This window comes from Azospirillum brasilense (assembly GCF_008365405.1).
GTDB lineage: Bacteria > Pseudomonadota > Alphaproteobacteria > Azospirillales > Azospirillaceae > Azospirillum > Azospirillum brasilense_D.
This window is the reverse complement of sequence record NZ_QOKV01000004.1, coordinates 209,967-226,579: the sequence shown is the minus strand read 5'-3', so window position 1 is coordinate 226,579 and position 16,613 is coordinate 209,967. Positions and strand designations below refer to the sequence as shown.

The following is a 16,613-nucleotide window of genomic DNA, read 5'->3' as shown; positions in this document are numbered from 1 at the left end:
GCTCAGGCCTTGGCCGCACGCCGCTCCGCGCGTGACTGCGCGGCGTCGCGATGCGCGGTGTAGAGGGCGGAGGCCGCGATCACCCCGGCGCCGACCCAGCCCCAGAGGTCCATCGCCTCACCGAACAGCGGCCAGGCGAGCAGGGCGGTGAAGGGCAGGCGGGCGTAGTCGTAGGGCATCATCGCCGAGGCCGGCGCCAGCTTGAAGGCGCGGGTCATCGCCAGTTGCCCCAGAGTCAGCACCCCTCCAAGGAGGACGAGCCAGCCGAGCGCCGTCCAGCTCGGCCACTCCCATACGAAGAGGGCCGGCACCAAAGCCATCGGGGTCAGGAACAGCCCCATGTAGGCGACCACCACCATCACCCCGTCGGACGTCGCCAGCGCCCGCACCTGGAGCGTGGTGGCGGCGGCGGCGACGCAATGCAGAAGCATGACCAGAATCGTCGGGTCCAGGGTGGCGTCGTCGGGGCGGATGACGATCATCACCCCGGCCAGCCCGACCAGAACGGCGGCCCAGCGCCGCGCCCGCACCGTCTCGTTCAGGAACAGCGCGGCCCCGGCGGTGACGAACAGGGGGATGGTGAAGCTGAGCGCCGTGGCGTCCGGCAGCGGCATGTGGGTGACGCTGTAGAACCAGCACAGCATCGCCACCAAACTTGTCGCCGAGCGCGAGGCGTACAGCCCCGCCCGCCCGGTGCGCAGCCGTCCCAGACCGACCGCCGCGATCCAGGGCAGCATGAACATCAGGCTGAACAGATTGCGGAAGAAGACGATCTCGAAGGGATGAAGCTCGCCGCTGACATGGCGGATCATCGCGTTGCCGATGGCGATGAACAGGGCGGCCCCCAGCATCCAGAAGGCCGCCTCCAGCGGCTTTCCCGCCATGCCGGGGCCGGTGGCGGGACCTTTGGCGGTGAGCGCGTGGGTGGGCAATCGGTCGCGTCCCTGGCGGATCGGCCTGCGGGTGGCGCTCCATTGCCGGAAACGCCACCCCAGCGTGCATCGCTATCCTGCTCTTCGGACCGGTCCGGGTGCAAGGGACATTCGGGAGAGGATCAGCCGCCGGCCTTCAGCGAATCGAGGCGGGCGCGAATCAGCGTGTATTCCGGCTCCTCCGGCTTGAACTGGGCCAGCAGGCGGGTCCACAGATCGGTGGCCTCCGCCGTCTGGCCGACGCCGGCGGCGTTCAGGCCGAGCAGCCAGAGCGCGTCGCGGTTGTCGGGCTCGGCCGCCAGCGCCTGACGGAGCGAGGCGACGGCCTCCTCCGGCATCGGGCCGGGCTTGCTGCTCCGCGGCTCCGCCGACAGCAGGGCGGAAGCGTAGGCGACCAGCACGTCGGGCCGCTGGGGCGCCCGTTCCCGCGCCTTGCGGGCGGCGTCGATGGCCTTCGCCGACTCGCCCATCACGCCGTAGGAGCGCGACAGCCGCAGCCAGCCGTCCACGTCGTCCGGGTTGGCCTCCAGCCGGGCGGCCAGCCCGTCGACCATGCCGCGGATCATCTGCTGCTGGTCTTCGCCCTCGGTCTGGCCCTGCACCTGGTCCTGATTTTGGCCCTGGTTTTGGGCGACCGGCGGCTGTTGCTGGGCGGGCAGCGGTTCCGGCGTCACCTTGGCCGGGTCGAGGCTCAGCGCCTTGGCGGCCTCCGCAATCTGCGTCCGGACGATCGGCACCCAGGGGGCGTCGGCGTGGGATTCGGCGAGCAGGGCGCTCCAGCGCTCCAGCGCGTCCTTGCTGTCGCCGGCCTGGAAGCGGGCCAGCGCGGCGTAGAAGCGGGCGCGCGGCTCCTTGGGGTCCTTCGCCAGCACGCGGTCGAAGGTCTTGCGGGCCTCGTCCGGCACGGTGCCGCCGTTGGCCGAGATCAGGACCTCGCCGTAGCTGCCGAGAAGCTCCAGATCGTCGCCGGCCAGGGCCACCGCCTTGCCCAGCGCGTCGGCGGCCTCGGGCAGGCGGCCCATCTTGGCGTAGGCCTGGCCGAGGATGGCCCAGCCCTGCGGGTCGTCGGGAGTCTCGGCGAGCTGGGCCTTCAGCTTGTCCATCGCCGCCAGCACGGTCTTCGGTGGCCCGCCGCGCTCATGGTCGAGATTGCGCGAGGCCAGCGGCTGGGCCGGCAGCTCCGGGCGACCGAGCTTGCCGTAGACGGCCAGCGTGCCGAGCGGCAGCAGGACGGCCAGCAGGGCGGCCAACGCCATCGCGCTGCGCGGCGCGCGGGCGGCGGGGGTGGCTGCCTTGCCCTTCGCGCCACCCTTCGCAGAGCCCTTGCCGCGGTCGGCGATGGCCAGCATGCGGCGTCCGATCTCGGCGCGGGCGGCGGCGGCCTGCGCCTCGCTGATCAGGCCGCGGCCCTGGTCGCGCTCCAGCTCGCCCAGCTGGTCGCGGTAGACCTCCAGGTCGTAGGCGGCGCGCTCCTCGGCGGCTCCCTCGGGCTTCCTCAGCAGCGGCGGCACGATCAACAGCACCACAGCCGCCGTCAGCGCGGCGGCGACGATCCAGAACAGCATCAGGCTTTGTCCTTGCGGAGCAGGGCGTCCAGGCGCCGCCGCTCGTCCTCGGTCAGCGGGGCGGTGTCGCCGCCCGCGGCCATCGGGCCATCGGCGGCTCCCTTGCGCCCACGCAGGTACAGGGCCGTCACGACGCCGCCGATGGCCAGGATCACGAAGGGGCCGATCCACAGGAACAGCGTCGTCGCCTTGAAGGGCGGGCGCAGCAGCACATAGTCGCCGTAGCGGTCGGTGACGAAGCTCAGCACCTGCTGGTTGCTGTCGCCGGCGGTCAGCCGCTCGCGGACCAGAACGCGCAGGTCGCGGGCGAGCGGCGCGTTGGAATCGTCGATCGACTGGTTCTGGCAGACGAGGCAGCGCAGATCCTTGCTGATCTCCCGGGCGCGGCCCTCCAGCGCCGGGTCCTTCAGCACCTCGTCGGGCTGGACGGCGGAGGCGGCGACCGGAGTCAGCGCCAGCAGGGCGGCCATCAAGGTCGTGGACAGGAGGGCTCTCACGACGCGCTCCGCAGATGCTTGACCATGGGCAGGATCTGCTCCTCGACCACCTGCGGGGTCAGGGGGCCGACATGCTTGAAGCGGATGCGGCCCTGGCGGTCGAGCAGGAAGGTCTCCGGCACGCCGTAGACGCCCCAGTCGATGGACACGCGGCCGTCCAGATCGACGCCGATGCTGGCGTAGGGATCGCCGTTGCGGTTCAGCCAGGCGATGGCGTCCTCCGCCTTGTCCTTGTGGTTGATGCCGCGCACCGTCACGCCCTGCTCGCGGGCCAGCCGGGTGATGATCGGGTGCTCGGCCTTGCAGGGGATGCACCAGGAGGCGAAGACGTTCACCAGCGTGACGTCGCCCTTCAGCGTCGCGTTGGACAGCCCTTCCTTGTGGCCCGGCAGCGGCGGCAGCGCGAACTCCGGCGCCGGCTTGTCGATCAGGGCGGAGGGGATGTCGCGCGGGTCGCGGTCGAACCCGCGCAGGAAAGCCACGCCGACACCGACGAACAGCAGCAGCGGCAACAGATAGATCAGGCGGCGCATCGGAAGCGTGTCCTTACTCGGCGGGCTGAAGGGTGCCCTTGGCGGCGCGGCGGCGCTCCGGGGCGCCGACGCGGAAGCGGCGGTCGGACAGGCTGACCAGCCCGCCCAGCATCATCCCCAGCGAGCCGATCCAGATCCACGGCACCAGCGGGTGATGGTACAGCCGCACGGTCCAGGCCGTGCCGTTCTGCGTCGGGTCGCCCAGCGCCACATAGACGTCGGACAGCCAGGTGGTGTGGATCGCCGCCTCGGTCGTCGTCATGCGGGTGACCGGGTAGCTGCGGCGCTGCGGCGTCAGGGTGGCGATGGTCTTGCCGTCGCGGGTGACGGTGAAGACGCCCTGCTCGGCGCTGTAGTTCGGCCCCTGCATCGTGCCGACGCGGTCGAAATGCACGGCGTAGGCGCCGACCGTGGCGTTGTCGCCCGGCTTCATCGCCTGGATGGTCTCGCTCTGCCACGCCGAGGTGCCGGTCATGCCGGCGATGGCGATGCCCATGGAGGCGTGGGCGATGGTCATGCCCCAGGCGCTGCGCGGCAGGTTGACCGCGCGGTTCCAGCTGTCCTTCACCGGAATGCGGAACAGGCGGATGCGCTCGGCGAACTCGGCCAGCGAGCCGAAGAAGGCCCAGGCGGCGAGCGCGACGCCGACCAGCGCCAGCAGAGGGCCGCCGCCGTTGGTGACGTAGGCGGCGATGGCGACGCAGGCCACGGTCGCCACGCCCGCCGTCCACAGCCGGGTCAGGGCGCCCAGCAGGTCGGCGCGCTTCCAGGCCAGGAAGGGGCCGACCACCATGGCGATCACCATCGGGATGGCGACCGGGATGAAGGTGGCGTTGAAGAAGGGGGGGCCGACCGACACCTTGCCGAGGTCGAGCACGTCGAGGAACAGCGGGTAGAGCGTGCCGATGAAGACCGTTGCCGTCGCGGTGGAGAGCAGCAGGTTGTTCAGCACCAGCGAGCCCTCGCGGCTGACCGGAGCGAACAGGCCGCCGGTCTTCAGGCTGGGCGCCCGCACGGAGTAGAGCAGCAGCGAGCCGCCGGTGGCGATGGCCAGCAGGACCAGGATGAAGACGCCGCGCGCCGGGTCCACCGCGAAGGCGTGGACCGAGGTCAGGATGCCCGACCGCACCAGGAAGGTGCCCATCAGCGACAGCGAGAAGGTGATGATCGCCAGCAGGATGGTCCAGGTCTTCAGCGCGTCGCGCTTCTCCACCACGATGGCGGAGTGCAGCAGCGCGGTGCCGGCCAGCCAGGGCATGAAGGAGGCGTTCTCGACCGGGTCCCAGTACCACCAGCCGCCCCAGCCCAGCTCATAGTAGGCCCACCAGGAGCCGAGCGCGATGCCGGCGGTCAGGGTCGACCAGGCGGCCAGCGTCCAGGGCCGCACCCAGCGCGCCCAGGCCGGGTCGACGCGCCCTTCGATCAGGGCGGCGACCGCGAAGGAGAAGGCGATGGAGAAGCCGACATAGCCCGCGTAGAGGAAGGGCGGGTGGAAGGCGAGGCCGGGGTCCTGGAGCAGCGGGTTCAGGTCGTTGCCATCGAGCGGCGCCGGAACCACGCGGAGGAAGGGGTTGGAGGTGATCAGGATGAACAGCAGGAAGCCGACGCCGATCATGCCCTGGACGGAGATGACGCGGGCCTTCAGCGAGGGCGGCAGGTTGCGCCCGAAGATGCCGACGGCCGCGCCGAACGCCGTCAGCATGACGACCCACAGCATCATCGAGCCTTCGTGGTTCCCCCACACGCCCGACACCTTGTAGAGCATCGGCTTCATCGAGTGGCTGTTCTGGACCACGTTCGACACGCTGAAGTCCGACACCACATGCGCCCAGGTCAGCGCGCCGTAGGCGACCAGCACCAGCAGCAACTGCGCGACGGCGGCGGGGCGGGCGACGCCCATCCAGGCGGCGTTGCCGGTGGCGGCACCCACCAGGGGGACGCCGGACTGCACCAGCGCCACGAACAGCGCCAGCACCAGCGCGTAATGGCCGAGTTCGGGAATCACGGGCCCGATGCTCCCTTAAAGAACGGAATGTGGAGAAGACAGGAAGCCGTCAGCGTCACGAGCTGGGCTTCTGCTCCTTCGAGTTCGCCTTGAAGTGCTCCGCTTCCTTGAGCGCGTCGGCGACTTCTGGCGGCATGTAGTTCTCGTCGTGCTTGGCCAGCACCTCGCGCGCCTGGAAGACGCCGTTGATCATGCGGCCTTCCGTGATGACGCCCTGCCCCTCGCGGAACAGGTCGGGAAGCTGGCCGCGGTAGCTGACCGCGACGGTGTGCACCGTGTCGGTGACGCGGAACTGCGTCGTCACCCCGTCGGCCATCTTGCTCACGCTGCCTTCTTCGACGAGGCCGCCCAGGCGGAAGTTGCGGTCGCCGATGTCCTGGGTCTGCAACTGCGTCGGGCTGAAGAAGAAGACGATGTTGTCCTCGAACGCCGTCAGCGTCAGGGCGGTGGCCGCGCCAAGGCCCAGCAGGGCGAGGCCCAGCATGTAGAGGCGCCGTTTCTTGCGGGTCATCCTTCACCAACCTCCGCCGCGGGCGACGCCGCGGCTCCGTTGCGCGCCCGGCGCCGCCGCGGCGGGCGGCTGCCTTCCAGCGCCTTCAGGGTCGTCTCGGCGCTGCGCAGCGCCTTCAGCGTGGCGACCAGAAGGCCGACCATCACCAGCGCCGCCAGAGCGTAGGACGACCAGACATACGCGGCGTAGCCGCCCATCGCGAAAAACTCTGCCATCCTTGCCTCCGGCCCAGCCTGTTCCCGTGCCTCAGCCCTGCGCCTCGGTCAGGCGCATGGTCTGGATCTTGCGTTGCACGATCTCCGCCCGCAGGCGCAGCAGGACCACGGTGATGAAGTAGGCGGTGAAGCCCAGCGCCATGACCAGCAGCGGGACCAGCATGGACCCGTCGATGGTCGGTCCGCCCATGCGGATGACGCTGGCCGGCTGGTGCAGGGTGTTCCACCAGTCCACCGAGAATTTGATGATCGGCACGTTCACGATGCCGACGAGAAGCAGCACGTTGCCCGCCCGCGTCCCGCGCTGCGGGTCGTCGAAGGCGTTCACCAGCGCCATGTATCCCAGATAGAGGAAGAACAGGATCAGCACGCTGGTCAACCGCGCGTCCCACACCCACCACGTCCCCCACATCGGCGCTCCCCACAGCGAGCCGGTGACGAGGCAGATGAGAGTAAAGCCGGCGCCGACCGGGGCGGCGGCCTTGGCGAACAGGTCGGCCAGCGGGTGCTTCCACACCAGACCGCAGGCGGCGGCGATGGCCATGTTGACGTAGACGAACAGGCTCATCCAGGCGGCGGGGACATGGATGTACATGATCCGCACGGTGTCGCCCTGCTGATAGTCGCGCGGCGACCCGATCAGCGCAATGTAGAGCCCGACGATCAGCAGGATCACGGTCGCCCCCGCCGTCCAGGGCAGGATCGCCGCCGACAGGCGCTGGAAGCGGGCAGGATTTGCAAATCGATGCATAGGACCTATGGGCCTCTGGTCGTGCTGCGGACGATATAAGCTCAGTGATGCCCCAGCGCGAGGGGTTTCGCCTTGATCTTGGTCAGGAAACATGGCCGCACACCGTGGTGTTTTCAGGACGGTGCGGCGGCCTGTCGCACTGACGGTACGACGGGTTGACGCGGCCTTTCCATGCTACGTTGGTGTGGGATGGGCAAAAAAGTCCGAGGGCCTGCCATGGGCATGATCACCGTGCGCGACATCGACGATTCGGTTCTGAAGGCTCTGACCGACCGCGCCAGCGCCGCCGGCCGGTCTCTGGAGGAGGAGGTGCGCGAAACGCTGGCCCAATCCGTCCGCCGGAGCCATGAGGATTTCTGGGAGCGCGCGGACCGGCTTCGGGCCAGCTTCGGGGGGAGCGTCGTTTCCGACAGCGGTGTGATTTCCGCCGAGATGCGGGAGGAGCGGTCGCAGCGGCTCGGCGAGCCATGAAGCGCCTGCCGTCGTCCATCGTCGCCGATGCCAGCCTGGTGGTGAAATGGGTCGTCGCGGAAGAGGACAGCGACAAGGCGAAGGCTGTCGGTCTTGGGCGAACCTTGTTCGCCCCCGATCTTCTTCTTGTGGAATGCGCCAACATTCTCTGGAAGCATCAAAGGCGAGGGGAGATAGGCCAGGACACCGCCATGGCGGCTCTGGCCGTTCTGCGATCCGGACCATTTGCATGGATGCGGGACTTCGATCTGGTCGATCACGCCTGCCGCCTGTCCGCTGAGGTGAATCACCCGGTTTACGATTGTTTGTATCTCGCGCTTGCGCGGCAAACCGGTGTGCCCGTCATAACGGCCGACCTTCGCTTCGCTGGCGTCGCTCAGCGGTTTCCGGCTCTTGCGGGCAGCGTCATCGCTTTGAACGCGCTTGCGTAATGCTTATTCAACCGCCTGACGCAGGGCGGCGGCGCTGGCCCAGGGGGCGAGCGGCAGGGCGCCGGCCAGAAGGCCGCCCAGCAGCAGCAGATGCGGGCGTGGGGTCAGGCCGTTCAGCGCGGCGTCGATGGCCCCGGCGCCGAAGATCAGCACGGGGATGTAGAGCGGCAGGATCAGCAGCGACAGCAGCACGCCGCCGCGCCGGGCGCCCAGCGTCAGCGCGGCCCCGATGCTGCCGATCAGGCTGAGGATCGGGGTGCCGACCAGCAGGGTCAGCACCAGCACCCCGAAGCCCTCCGCGTCCATGTTCAGCAGCAGCGCCAGAAGCGGGGCGGCGGCGATCAGCGGAAGGCCGGTCACCAGCCAGTGGGCCAGCGTCTTGGCCAGCACCACCGCCTCCATCGGCAGGGTGGACAGCGACAGCAGCTCCAGCGAGCCGTCCTCGTAGTCGTTCTGGAACAGGCGCTCCAGCGACAGCAGCGAGGCGAGCAGGGCCGCCACCCAGATCACCCCGGCGGCGATGCGGGCGAGGATGTTCGGCTCCGGCCCGACGCCGAAGGGGAACAGCACCACGCACAGAACGAAGAACATCACGGCGATGCTGGCGTCCGACCCCTGGCGCAGCGCCAGCCGCAGGTCGCGCCCGATCAGGCGCAGGAAGCGGGTCACGACGCGTCCTCCTCTTCCAAAACCTCGTCGTCCTCGCCCCCATCGTCCTCGCCCCCATCGTCCTCGTCGTGGGGGACGGGGGTGAACTCGTCGAGGTGCAGTTCCCCGGCGCCGGGCATGGCGATGTCCACATGGGTGGAGACGGCGACCATGCCGCCGCCGGCCCGATGCTCCGCGATGATCTCCTCGAACAGGGCGATCGCCGCGCGGTCGAGCGCCACGGTCGGTTCGTCGAGCAGCCACAGGGCGGCGGGGGCGGCGATGATGCGGGCGAGGTTCAGGCGCCGCTTCTGCCCCGCCGACAGGTAGCGCCCCGGCACGTTGGCGATGTGCGGCACGCCCAGCCGGTCCAGCGCCTTCAACGCGTTGCCCCGCGGGTCGGCGGCGCCGCCCAGCGTGGCCCAGAAGGACAGGTTCTCCACCGCGCTCAGCACCGGCTTCACCGCGTCGAGATGGCCGACATAGTGGATGCGGCCGCGGTGGCCGTCGGGATCGTCGGAGACCGCCACATCGTCCCAGGAGAGCCGGCCGCGAATCGGCTTGAGCAGCCCGGCCATGACGCGCAGCAGGCTGGACTTGCCGCTGCCGTTGGGGCCGAGCAGGAACAGCGCCTCCCCCGGCGCGATCCGGAAGTCCAACCCGGTGAAGACCAGCCGGTCGCCACGGAGGCAGGTCAGCGCGGAACCGGCGAAAACGGGCATGGCGACGGGCAGGGCTCTTGCGGTGGACGGGGCGGGGGGAGCTATAGCACAGCCCGTCCGGGTGCCAAAAAGAAACGGCCCCAAAAAAGAAACGGCCATCGCAAGGGGGTTCTTGCGATGGCCGTCGATCCAGCCGGGGCCTGGCTGGGGGCGCCGGAAAACCGGAGCCCTGATCGTCGCTTAGGGGCCGGGCCGCAGGGGTTCACGGGTCCGGCCAGCCACTTGATGCCGTAAGGCTTCCTCCGGTTTAGGGCCAGAAAGTGGCGAAATTTTGATCCGATGAATGTCCCTTCTCACTCCAGGGCATTGCCGAGGCGGAGCGGAGCGGGCATTCATAGGCGCCTTCGCTACCTCAATGCTCAACCGGACCGGGTGCCTTCCATGACCGTGCTGATCGACCTGTTCAACGGCCTTCCCGACATTGCCCGCATCATGCTGATGCTCAGCGTGGTGGCGGCGTCGGGGCTGGCGCTGGGGCAGATCAAGCTGCGCGGCGTGGGCCTGGGCATCGGCGGGGTGCTGTTCGCCGGCATCGCCGCGGGGCACGTCGCCAAGGCGTTCGGCCTGACCTTCGACCATCACGTCCTGCATTTCATGCGGGAGTTCGGGCTGATCCTGTTCGTCTACACCATCGGCGTGCAGGTCGGCCCCGGCTTCTTCGCCGCCCTGAAGAAGTCGGGCCTGACGCTGAACCTGCTGGCCGCCTCGCTGGTCGGGCTGGGGGTGCTGGTGGCGGTGGCGATCCACGAGATCGGCGGAGTGCCGCTGCCGGCGGTGCTCGGCATCTTCTCCGGCGCCGTCACCAACACGCCGTCGCTGGGTGCGGCCCAGGAGATGCTGCGCGAGGTCGGGGCCTCGGCGGCGGAGATCAACACGCCCAGCCTCGGCTACGCCGTCGCCTATCCCTTCGGCATCGTCGGCATCCTCATCACCATGGGGATGATCCGCGTCGTCTTCCGCATCGACCCGGCGGCGGAGGCCGAGGCCTTCGAACGCAAGCGCCGCGCCCAGGTGGAGACGCTGGAGACGCTGGACGTCGCCGTGCGCAACCGCGCGGCGATGGGGCTGCCGCTGCACGAGATGGCGCTGTTCGGTGATCAGGGGGTGATGGTGTCCCGCCTGCTGCGCGAGGGGCGGCTCCAGGTGCCGCACCCGGACACCTGCCTGCGCGCCGGCGACGTCGTGCATCTGGTCGGGCCGCGGGTGAAGCTGGAAGCGACGAAGCGGCTGCTCGGCGAGGCCGCGGAGGTCACCCTGACCACCAAGGGCACCGACATGCGCTGGGACCGGCTGGTCGTCACCAGCGAGCATGTGCTGGGCAAGGCCATCGGCCAGCTCGACCTCGCCGACGCCTACGACGTGGTGGTCAGCCGGGTCAACCGCGCCGGCGTGGAGCTGGTGCCGAGCCCGGCGCTGCACCTCCAGTTCGGCGACATCCTGACCGCCATCGGCAAGCCGTCGGACCTCCAGCGGGTGGCGGCGCTGATGGGCAACTCGGCGCGGCGGCTTCAGCAGGTGGAGTTCGTGCCGGTCTTCATCGGCATCCTGCTCGGCGTGCTGCTCGGCTCCATCCCCTTCTACATTCCGGGGATGCCGGCGCCGCTGAAGCTGGGTCTGGCCGGCGGGCCGCTGGTGGCGGCGATCCTGCTGGCGCGCATCGGCCACATCGGGCCGCTGGTCTGGTTCATGCCGCCCGCCGCCAACATGGCCCTGCGCGAGATCGGCATCGTCCTGTTCCTGGCGGTGGTCGGGCTGATGTCCGGCGACCGTTTCGTGGAGACTCTGGTGCACGGCGACGGGCTGCTGTGGATCGGCTGCGGCGTGCTGGTGACGCTGATCCCGCTGCTGGTCGTCGGCTTCGTCGCGCGGGCCTTCGCCCGCCAGAACTACCTGACGATCTGCGGCCTACTGTCCGGCAGCATGACGGACCCGCCCGCGCTCGCATTTGCAAACGCAATGAGCGCATCGGAGGCTCCCGCCCTCGCCTATGCCACTGTTTACCCTATGGTTATGTTTCTGCGTATCCTTGCGCCGCAGTTGATCGTCCTGTTCCTCTGGTAAGGGGGTGCCCCTGCGGGAGCGCTTCCCGCGGGATCGGCGGGCGGTCTGTCCTCGCGTGAGGAGACGCGGCCATGCACGCGCTCATCGACCTCTTCCTGGCCATGCCGCCGATCGCGCGCGTGGTGTTCATGCTGGGCATCACTTCGGCCCTTGGGCTGGCGCTCGGCCACATACGGCTGCGCGGCGTGGGGCTGGGCATCGGCGGCGTGCTGTTCGCAGGCATCGCGGTCGGCCACTTCGCCAAGCAGGCGGGGGTGACGCTGAACGCCGAGATGATGGAGTTCATCCGCGACTTCGGCCTGATCCTGTTCGTCTACACCATCGGCATCCAGGTCGGCCCCGGCTTCTTCGCGGCGTTGAAGAAGTCCGGGCTGGCGCTGAACGGGCTGGCGCTGCTGATGGTGGGGTCGAGCATCCTGCTGACCGCGATCCTGGTGCTGTTCGACCTCGTGCCGCTGGGCTCCGGCCTCGGCGTCTTCGCGGGCGGGGTGACCAACGCCCCGGCGCTGGCCGCCTCGCAGCAGGTGCTGAAGGAGGTCGGGGCCGACGCCGCGGTGATGGCCCTGCCGGGGCTGGCCTTCGCCGTCACCTATCCCTTCGGCATCGCCGGCAACCTGCTGGCCATGGCGGTGGTGCGGATCGCCTTCCGCATCGACCCGCAGGAGGAGGCCAGGGCCTTCGAGGCCGCCCGGCGCGCCGAGGTCGCGGCGCTCGACACCATGGACATCGCCGTCACCAACCCGGCCCTGCGCGGGGTGCGGCTGGGCGACCTGACCCTGCTGCCGAGCCTGGGGGTCTGCGCGTCGCGGCTGCTGCGCGGCGGCCAGCTCCGCGTGCCCGGCGAGGACACGCGGCTGGAGGAGGGCGACGTGCTGCACGTGGTCGGCCCGCGCCCGAAGCTGGAGCAGGTCCGCCTGCTGATGGGGCGGGAGGCCGACGTCCGGCTGACCACCAAGGGCAGCGACCTGCGGTGGGAGCGCATCGTCGTCACCGCCAACCCGGTGCTGGGCAGGTCCATCGCCGCGCTGAACCTCAAGGGGGCGTGCGACGTGGTGGTCAGCCGGGTCAACCGCGCCGGCGTGGAGCTGGTGCCCAACGCCGCGCTGAAGCTGCAGTTCGGCGACATCCTGACGGTGATCGGCAAGCCCGACGACCTCAAGGCGGCCGCCTGCATCATCGGCAACTCCGAACGGCGGCTGCAGACGGTGGAGATGATCCCGGTCTTCGTCGGCATCACGCTGGGGGCGCTGCTGGGGGCCATCCCGCTGTTCCTGCCGGGCATGCCGGCGCCCTTGCGGCTGGGCATGGCCGGCGGGCCGCTGATCGTCGCCATCGTGCTGGCGCGCATCGGCCACATCGGGCCGCTGGTCTGGTTCATGCCGCCCGCCGCCAACCTCGCCCTGCGCGAGATCGGCATCGTCCTGTTCCTCGCCGTTCTGGGCATCGCGTCGGGCGACCGCTTCGTCGAGACGATGGCGAGCGGCGCCGGGCTGCCCTGGATGGCCTGGGGCGTGCTGGTCACGCTGGTGCCGCTGCTGCTGACCGGGCTGCTGGCCCGTGGCGTGATGAAGCTGAACTTCCTCAGCATCTGCGGCGTGCTGGCCGGGGCGCAGACCAACCCGCCGGGCCTCGCCTACGCCAACGCGGTGGTCGCGTCGGAGGCGCCGGCGCTGGCCTACGCCACCGTCTACCCGCTGGCCATGTGCCTGCGCATCCTGGCGCCGCAGCTTCTGGTGCTGATGCTGTGGTGAGCGGGGAAGGTTAACCACAGAGACACGGAGGCACGGAGATTTATGGACCTCTGTGTCTCCGTGTCTCTGTGTTGAGAAAACCCGCCGGCTTCCCCCGCCGCGCGGTTGCCCCGAGGCCTGTAAAATCCGCGTTGCGGGAGTTTGTCCGGCGGTCTAGCCTAGCGGCACCGTCCATGGTTGGCCGGTCCAGACCGCTCCCCGCCGACAAGCTCCGCATGCACCGACACCCGCCCACGAATCCCCACGCCCCCGAAGCCGTCCTCGTCGAGAATGTCCACAAGCGCTTCGGCCCGCTGGAGGTGCTGAAGGGCGTCTCCCTGACCGCGCGCGAAGGCGACGTCATCACGCTGATCGGCTCCTCCGGCTCCGGCAAGAGCACGCTTCTGCGCTGCATCAACATGCTGGAGGTGCCGGACGAGGGGCGGATCGTCATCGGCGGCGAGGCCATCGGCCTGAAGAAGGCGCGCGGCGGCCAGACCGTCCCCGCCGATTCCCGGCAGGTGGACCGCATCCGCACCCGGTTGGGCATGGTGTTTCAGAGCTTCAACCTCTGGACCCACATGACCATCCTGGAGAACGTCATCGAGGCGCCGGTCCATGTGCTGGGCGTCCCGAAGGCGGAGGCGGTGGACCGCGCCCGCAAGCTGCTGGACAAGGTGGGCATCCTGGCCAAGGCCGAGTCCTACCCGGTGCAGCTTTCCGGCGGGCAGCAGCAGCGCGCCGCCATCGCCCGCGCGCTGGCCATGCAGCCCAAGGTGATGCTGTTCGACGAGCCGACCTCCGCGCTCGACCCCGAGCTGGTCGGCGAGGTGCTGCTGGTCATCCGCCAGCTCGCCGAGGAGGGCAACACCATGATTCTCGTGACGCACGAGATGGGCTTCGCCCGCGAGGTCGCGTCGGAGGTGGTGTTCCTCCACCAGGGCCGGATCGAGGAGCGGGGACCGCCCGACCGGGTTCTGGTCAATCCGGAATCGGACCGCGTGCGACAGTTCCTGTCGCGCCACCTGTCCGGCGGCGGCTGAATCGGTCGCGCGAGAACGGCCCGCTCAATTCCCTTGACTGGCGCTGTAAAACCGTAAACCTCAGAGCCTGCCCGAGCATAAGAGCCATCCATAAGGGCATCAGAACAGAGGAGGTTTTCCCGTGAAGAAGATCGTTGCGGCGCTGGCGCTCGGCGCCATCGTGGCGGTCGCCGGCACCGCCGCCGAGGCCAAGGACTGGAAGAAGATCCGCATCGCCACCGAGGGCGCCTATGCCCCCTGGAACGCGACGGACCCGTCGGGCAAGCTGGTCGGCTTCGAGCCGGACCTCGCCATGGAACTCTGCAAGAAGATGAAGGCCGAGTGCGAGATCGTCGCCCAGGATTGGGACGGCATGATCCCGGCCATCCAGCAGGGCAAGTACGACGCCATCATGGCGGCGATGTCGATCACCGACGAGCGTGAGAAGGTCATCGCCTTCGCCGGGCCCTACGGCACCGAGCCGTCGATGTTCGGCACCATGAAGGCCTCGCCGCTCACCAAGGCGACCTTCCCCGGCGAGCGCTACGACCTGTCCAAGGACGACCCGAAGGCCGCCATCGCCGCCCTGGCCGACGCGCTGAAGGGCAAGACGGTGGGCGTCCAGACCTCGACCATCCAGGCGAATTTCATGGAGCAGCTTCTGCCGCAGGTGTCGGTCCGCACCTACGACAAGCTGGACAACGCCGGCATCGACATGGCCGCCGGCCGCGTCGACGCCATCTTCGGCGACCGTTCGGCGGTTGACGCCATCATCAAGACGGACGCCGGCAACATGACCCTGTTCGGCCCGGCCTTCGCGCGCGGCGTGCTGGGCAAGGGCGTGGGCGTGGGCCTGCGCAAGGCCGACGGCGACCTGAAGGAGCTGTTCAACAAGGCCATCGCCGAGGCCAACCAGGACGGCACCATCACGAAGCTGAGCACCCAGCACTTCGGCTACGACATCTCGATCAAGTAACCGGCCATCATGTGAAGGGATGCCCCTCTTCCCCGTCGCGGGGGGAGGGGAACCCGGTTCGGAGCCCTTTCGGAGCCCTTTCGGAGCGCATGTTCGAACTTCTCTCCTTCGGCCCGAACGGGTGGGGCGGCCAGCTTCTCGGCGGGGCCGCGATGACGGTCGCCGTGTCGGTGTCGGCCTTCGTCCTCGGCCTCGTCTTCGGCTCGCTCGGCGCGTCGGCGAAGCTCAGCCGCAACCTCGCCCTCACCGGGTTGGCGGAGGTCTACACCACCGTCGTCCGCGGCGTCCCCGAACTGCTGGTCATCTACTTGCTGTTCTTCGGCGGCAGCGGCGCGGTCATGGCCGTCGGCCGGGTCTTCGGCTACGAGGGCTACATCGAGCTGAACGCCTTCTCCATCGGCGTGCTGGCGGTCGGACTGATCTCCGGCGCCTATTCGACGGAGGTGATCCGCGGCGCGGTCCAGGCGGTGCCCCACGGCCAGATCGAGGCGGCGCGCGCCTGCGGCATGTCGCGCTGGCTGATCCTGCGCCGCATCCTGGTGCCGCAGACCCTGCGCTACGCCCTGCCGGGGCTGGGCAACGTCTGGCAGCTCACCCTGAAGGACACGGCGCTGATCTCCGTGACGGCGCTGGCCGAGATCATGCGCGTGTCGCATGTGGCGGCGGGGTCGACCCGCCAGCCGTTCCTGTTCTACACCACCGCGGCGGTGCTCTACCTCCTGCTCACCACCGTCTCCACGGTGGCGTTCGAGCGGGCGGAGCGCTACGCCAATCGCGGCGTGCGGAGGGCCTGACCCATGAACTGGGAACTGATGTGGGACAGCGTGCCCACCCTCCTGCGCGGCGTTCCGGTGACCCTGCAACTGGTCGGGCTGGCGCTGCTGTTCGGCGCGGGCGTGGCCTTCGCGGTGGCTCTGCTGCGGCTGTACGGCAACCGCGTCACCGAGCGGCTGATGGCCGGCTACGTCTTCGTGTTCCGCGGCACGCCGCTGCTCGTGCAGATCTTCCTGATCTATTACGGCATGGGCCAGTTCGAGCTGGTGCGCAGCAGCGTCCTCTGGGTCTATCTGCGCGAGCCCTTCTGGTGCGCGATCCTGGCGCTGACGCTGAACACCGGCGCCTACACCAGCGAGATCCTGCGCGGCGCCATCCTGTCGGTGCCGCAGGGCCAGATCGAGGCGGCGCGGGCCTGCGGCATGTCGCGCACGCTGCTGTTCCGCCGGATCATGATGCCGGTGGCGATCCGCCAGATGCTGCCGGCCTACGGCAACGAGGTGATTTTGATGGTGAAGGCCAGCTCGCTCGCCAGCACCATCACGCTGCTGGAGATCACCGGCATCGCCCGCAAGATCATCGCGCAGAGCTTCGCGGTGTTCGAGGTGTTCATCGTGGCGGGCAGCATTTATCTGCTGCTGAACTTCATCGCCTCGCGCCTGATCCGCTACGCGGAGTGGCGCATGACCCCCTACCTGCGGGCGCGGGGGTAGCCTTCATCCCCTCCCCTGCGAAGCGGGGGAGGGTTAGGGTGGGGGCAAGGGTTCCC

18 protein-coding genes are annotated in these 16,613 nt (G+C 69.4%); 8 read left to right on the top strand and 10 right to left on the bottom strand.

Annotation, left to right across the window (positions count from 1 at the left end):
- Window positions 1-2: 2 nt before the first annotated feature.
- The 8 genes from DS837_RS09595 to DS837_RS09560 form a co-directional block, all read right to left on the bottom strand.
- Window positions 3-932: a DMT family transporter gene (locus DS837_RS09595; RefSeq protein WP_149164529.1), complete on the bottom strand. Its 930-nt coding sequence runs from the start codon at window positions 930-932 to the stop codon at window positions 3-5.
- A 122-nt stretch (window positions 933-1,054) separates the two neighbouring features.
- On the bottom strand, window positions 1,055-2,497 hold the full coding sequence (ccmI, locus tag DS837_RS09590) for a c-type cytochrome biogenesis protein CcmI (RefSeq protein WP_149164528.1): 1,443 nt from the start codon (window positions 2,495-2,497) through the stop codon (window positions 1,055-1,057).
- Complete coding sequence (locus DS837_RS09585) at window positions 2,497-2,967, bottom strand: cytochrome c-type biogenesis protein (protein ID WP_149164633.1); 471 nt, start codon at window positions 2,965-2,967, stop codon at window positions 2,497-2,499. Before DS837_RS09585 ends, ccmI begins: the two co-directional genes overlap by 1 nt.
- A 23-nt stretch (window positions 2,968-2,990) precedes the next feature.
- Window positions 2,991-3,527 (bottom strand): DsbE family thiol:disulfide interchange protein, encoded by a 537-nt coding sequence (locus DS837_RS09580; RefSeq protein WP_149164527.1) that lies wholly within the window; start codon window positions 3,525-3,527, stop codon window positions 2,991-2,993.
- Window positions 3,528-3,540: 13 nt separating this feature from the next.
- A complete protein-coding gene (locus tag DS837_RS09575) occupies window positions 3,541-5,532 on the bottom strand; it encodes a heme lyase CcmF/NrfE family subunit (protein WP_149164526.1) in 1,992 nt (663 codons plus the stop codon).
- 55 nt (window positions 5,533-5,587) lie between these two features.
- Complete coding sequence (gene ccmE, locus DS837_RS09570; RefSeq protein WP_149164525.1) at window positions 5,588-6,043, bottom strand: cytochrome c maturation protein CcmE; 456 nt, start codon at window positions 6,041-6,043, stop codon at window positions 5,588-5,590.
- Window positions 6,040-6,258, bottom strand: a complete 219-nt coding sequence (gene ccmD, locus DS837_RS09565; RefSeq protein WP_149164524.1) for a heme exporter protein CcmD — start codon at window positions 6,256-6,258, stop codon at window positions 6,040-6,042. The genes ccmE and ccmD overlap by 4 nt, the downstream gene beginning before the upstream one ends.
- Window positions 6,259-6,289: 31 nt before the next feature.
- On the bottom strand, window positions 6,290-7,009 hold the full coding sequence (locus DS837_RS09560) for a heme ABC transporter permease (protein WP_137139735.1): 720 nt from the start codon (window positions 7,007-7,009) through the stop codon (window positions 6,290-6,292).
- Window positions 7,010-7,225: 216 nt separating this feature from the next.
- On the opposite strand from DS837_RS09560, the gene DS837_RS09555 reads away from it, so the two are divergent.
- Together DS837_RS09555 and DS837_RS09550 are read left to right on the top strand one after the other, a co-directional pair.
- Entirely contained in the window at window positions 7,226-7,480 is a 255-nt protein-coding gene (locus DS837_RS09555) for a FitA-like ribbon-helix-helix domain-containing protein (protein WP_149164523.1), read from the top strand.
- The gene (locus DS837_RS09550; protein WP_149164522.1) at window positions 7,477-7,911 is read left to right on the top strand and encodes a type II toxin-antitoxin system VapC family toxin; all 435 of its coding nucleotides are present in this window, start codon (window positions 7,477-7,479) and stop codon (window positions 7,909-7,911) included. The genes DS837_RS09555 and DS837_RS09550 overlap by 4 nt, the downstream gene beginning before the upstream one ends.
- A 3-nt stretch (window positions 7,912-7,914) precedes the next feature.
- On the opposite strand, the gene ccmB is transcribed toward DS837_RS09550, so the two are convergent.
- Window positions 7,915-8,580: a heme exporter protein CcmB gene (gene ccmB / locus DS837_RS09545; RefSeq protein ID WP_014238686.1), complete on the bottom strand. Its 666-nt coding sequence runs from the start codon at window positions 8,578-8,580 to the stop codon at window positions 7,915-7,917.
- On the bottom strand, window positions 8,577-9,281 hold the full coding sequence (ccmA, locus tag DS837_RS09540; RefSeq protein WP_149164521.1) for a heme ABC exporter ATP-binding protein CcmA: 705 nt from the start codon (window positions 9,279-9,281) through the stop codon (window positions 8,577-8,579). The genes ccmB and ccmA overlap by 4 nt, the downstream gene beginning before the upstream one ends.
- A gap of 381 nt (window positions 9,282-9,662) precedes the next feature.
- Here ccmA and DS837_RS09535 point away from each other — a divergent pair, with 381 nt between their 5' ends.
- The 6 genes from DS837_RS09535 to DS837_RS09510 all read left to right on the top strand — a co-directional run bounded on the left by DS837_RS09535 (window position 9,663) and on the right by DS837_RS09510 (window position 16,557).
- Window positions 9,663-11,342, top strand: a complete 1,680-nt coding sequence (locus DS837_RS09535; RefSeq protein ID WP_149164520.1) for a putative transporter — start codon at window positions 9,663-9,665, stop codon at window positions 11,340-11,342.
- A 71-nt stretch (window positions 11,343-11,413) separates the two neighbouring features.
- Entirely contained in the window at window positions 11,414-13,093 is a 1,680-nt protein-coding gene (locus DS837_RS09530; RefSeq protein ID WP_149164519.1) for a putative transporter, read from the top strand.
- Between the two features lie 215 nt (window positions 13,094-13,308).
- Window positions 13,309-14,115: an ABC transporter ATP-binding protein gene (locus tag DS837_RS09525; RefSeq protein ID WP_145622999.1), complete on the top strand. Its 807-nt coding sequence runs from the start codon at window positions 13,309-13,311 to the stop codon at window positions 14,113-14,115.
- Between the two features lie 121 nt (window positions 14,116-14,236).
- Entirely contained in the window at window positions 14,237-15,070 is an 834-nt protein-coding gene (locus DS837_RS09520) for a transporter substrate-binding domain-containing protein (RefSeq protein WP_149164518.1), read from the top strand.
- Window positions 15,071-15,159: 89 nt separating this feature from the next.
- Window positions 15,160-15,864 carry an ABC transporter permease gene (locus DS837_RS09515; RefSeq protein ID WP_149164517.1) on the top strand — a complete coding sequence of 235 codons (705 nt, stop codon included), beginning with the start codon at window positions 15,160-15,162 and terminating at the stop codon, window positions 15,862-15,864.
- Between the two features lie 3 nt (window positions 15,865-15,867).
- Window positions 15,868-16,557, top strand: a complete 690-nt coding sequence (locus tag DS837_RS09510; protein WP_149164516.1) for an ABC transporter permease — start codon at window positions 15,868-15,870, stop codon at window positions 16,555-16,557.
- Window positions 16,558-16,613 lie beyond the last annotated feature (56 nt).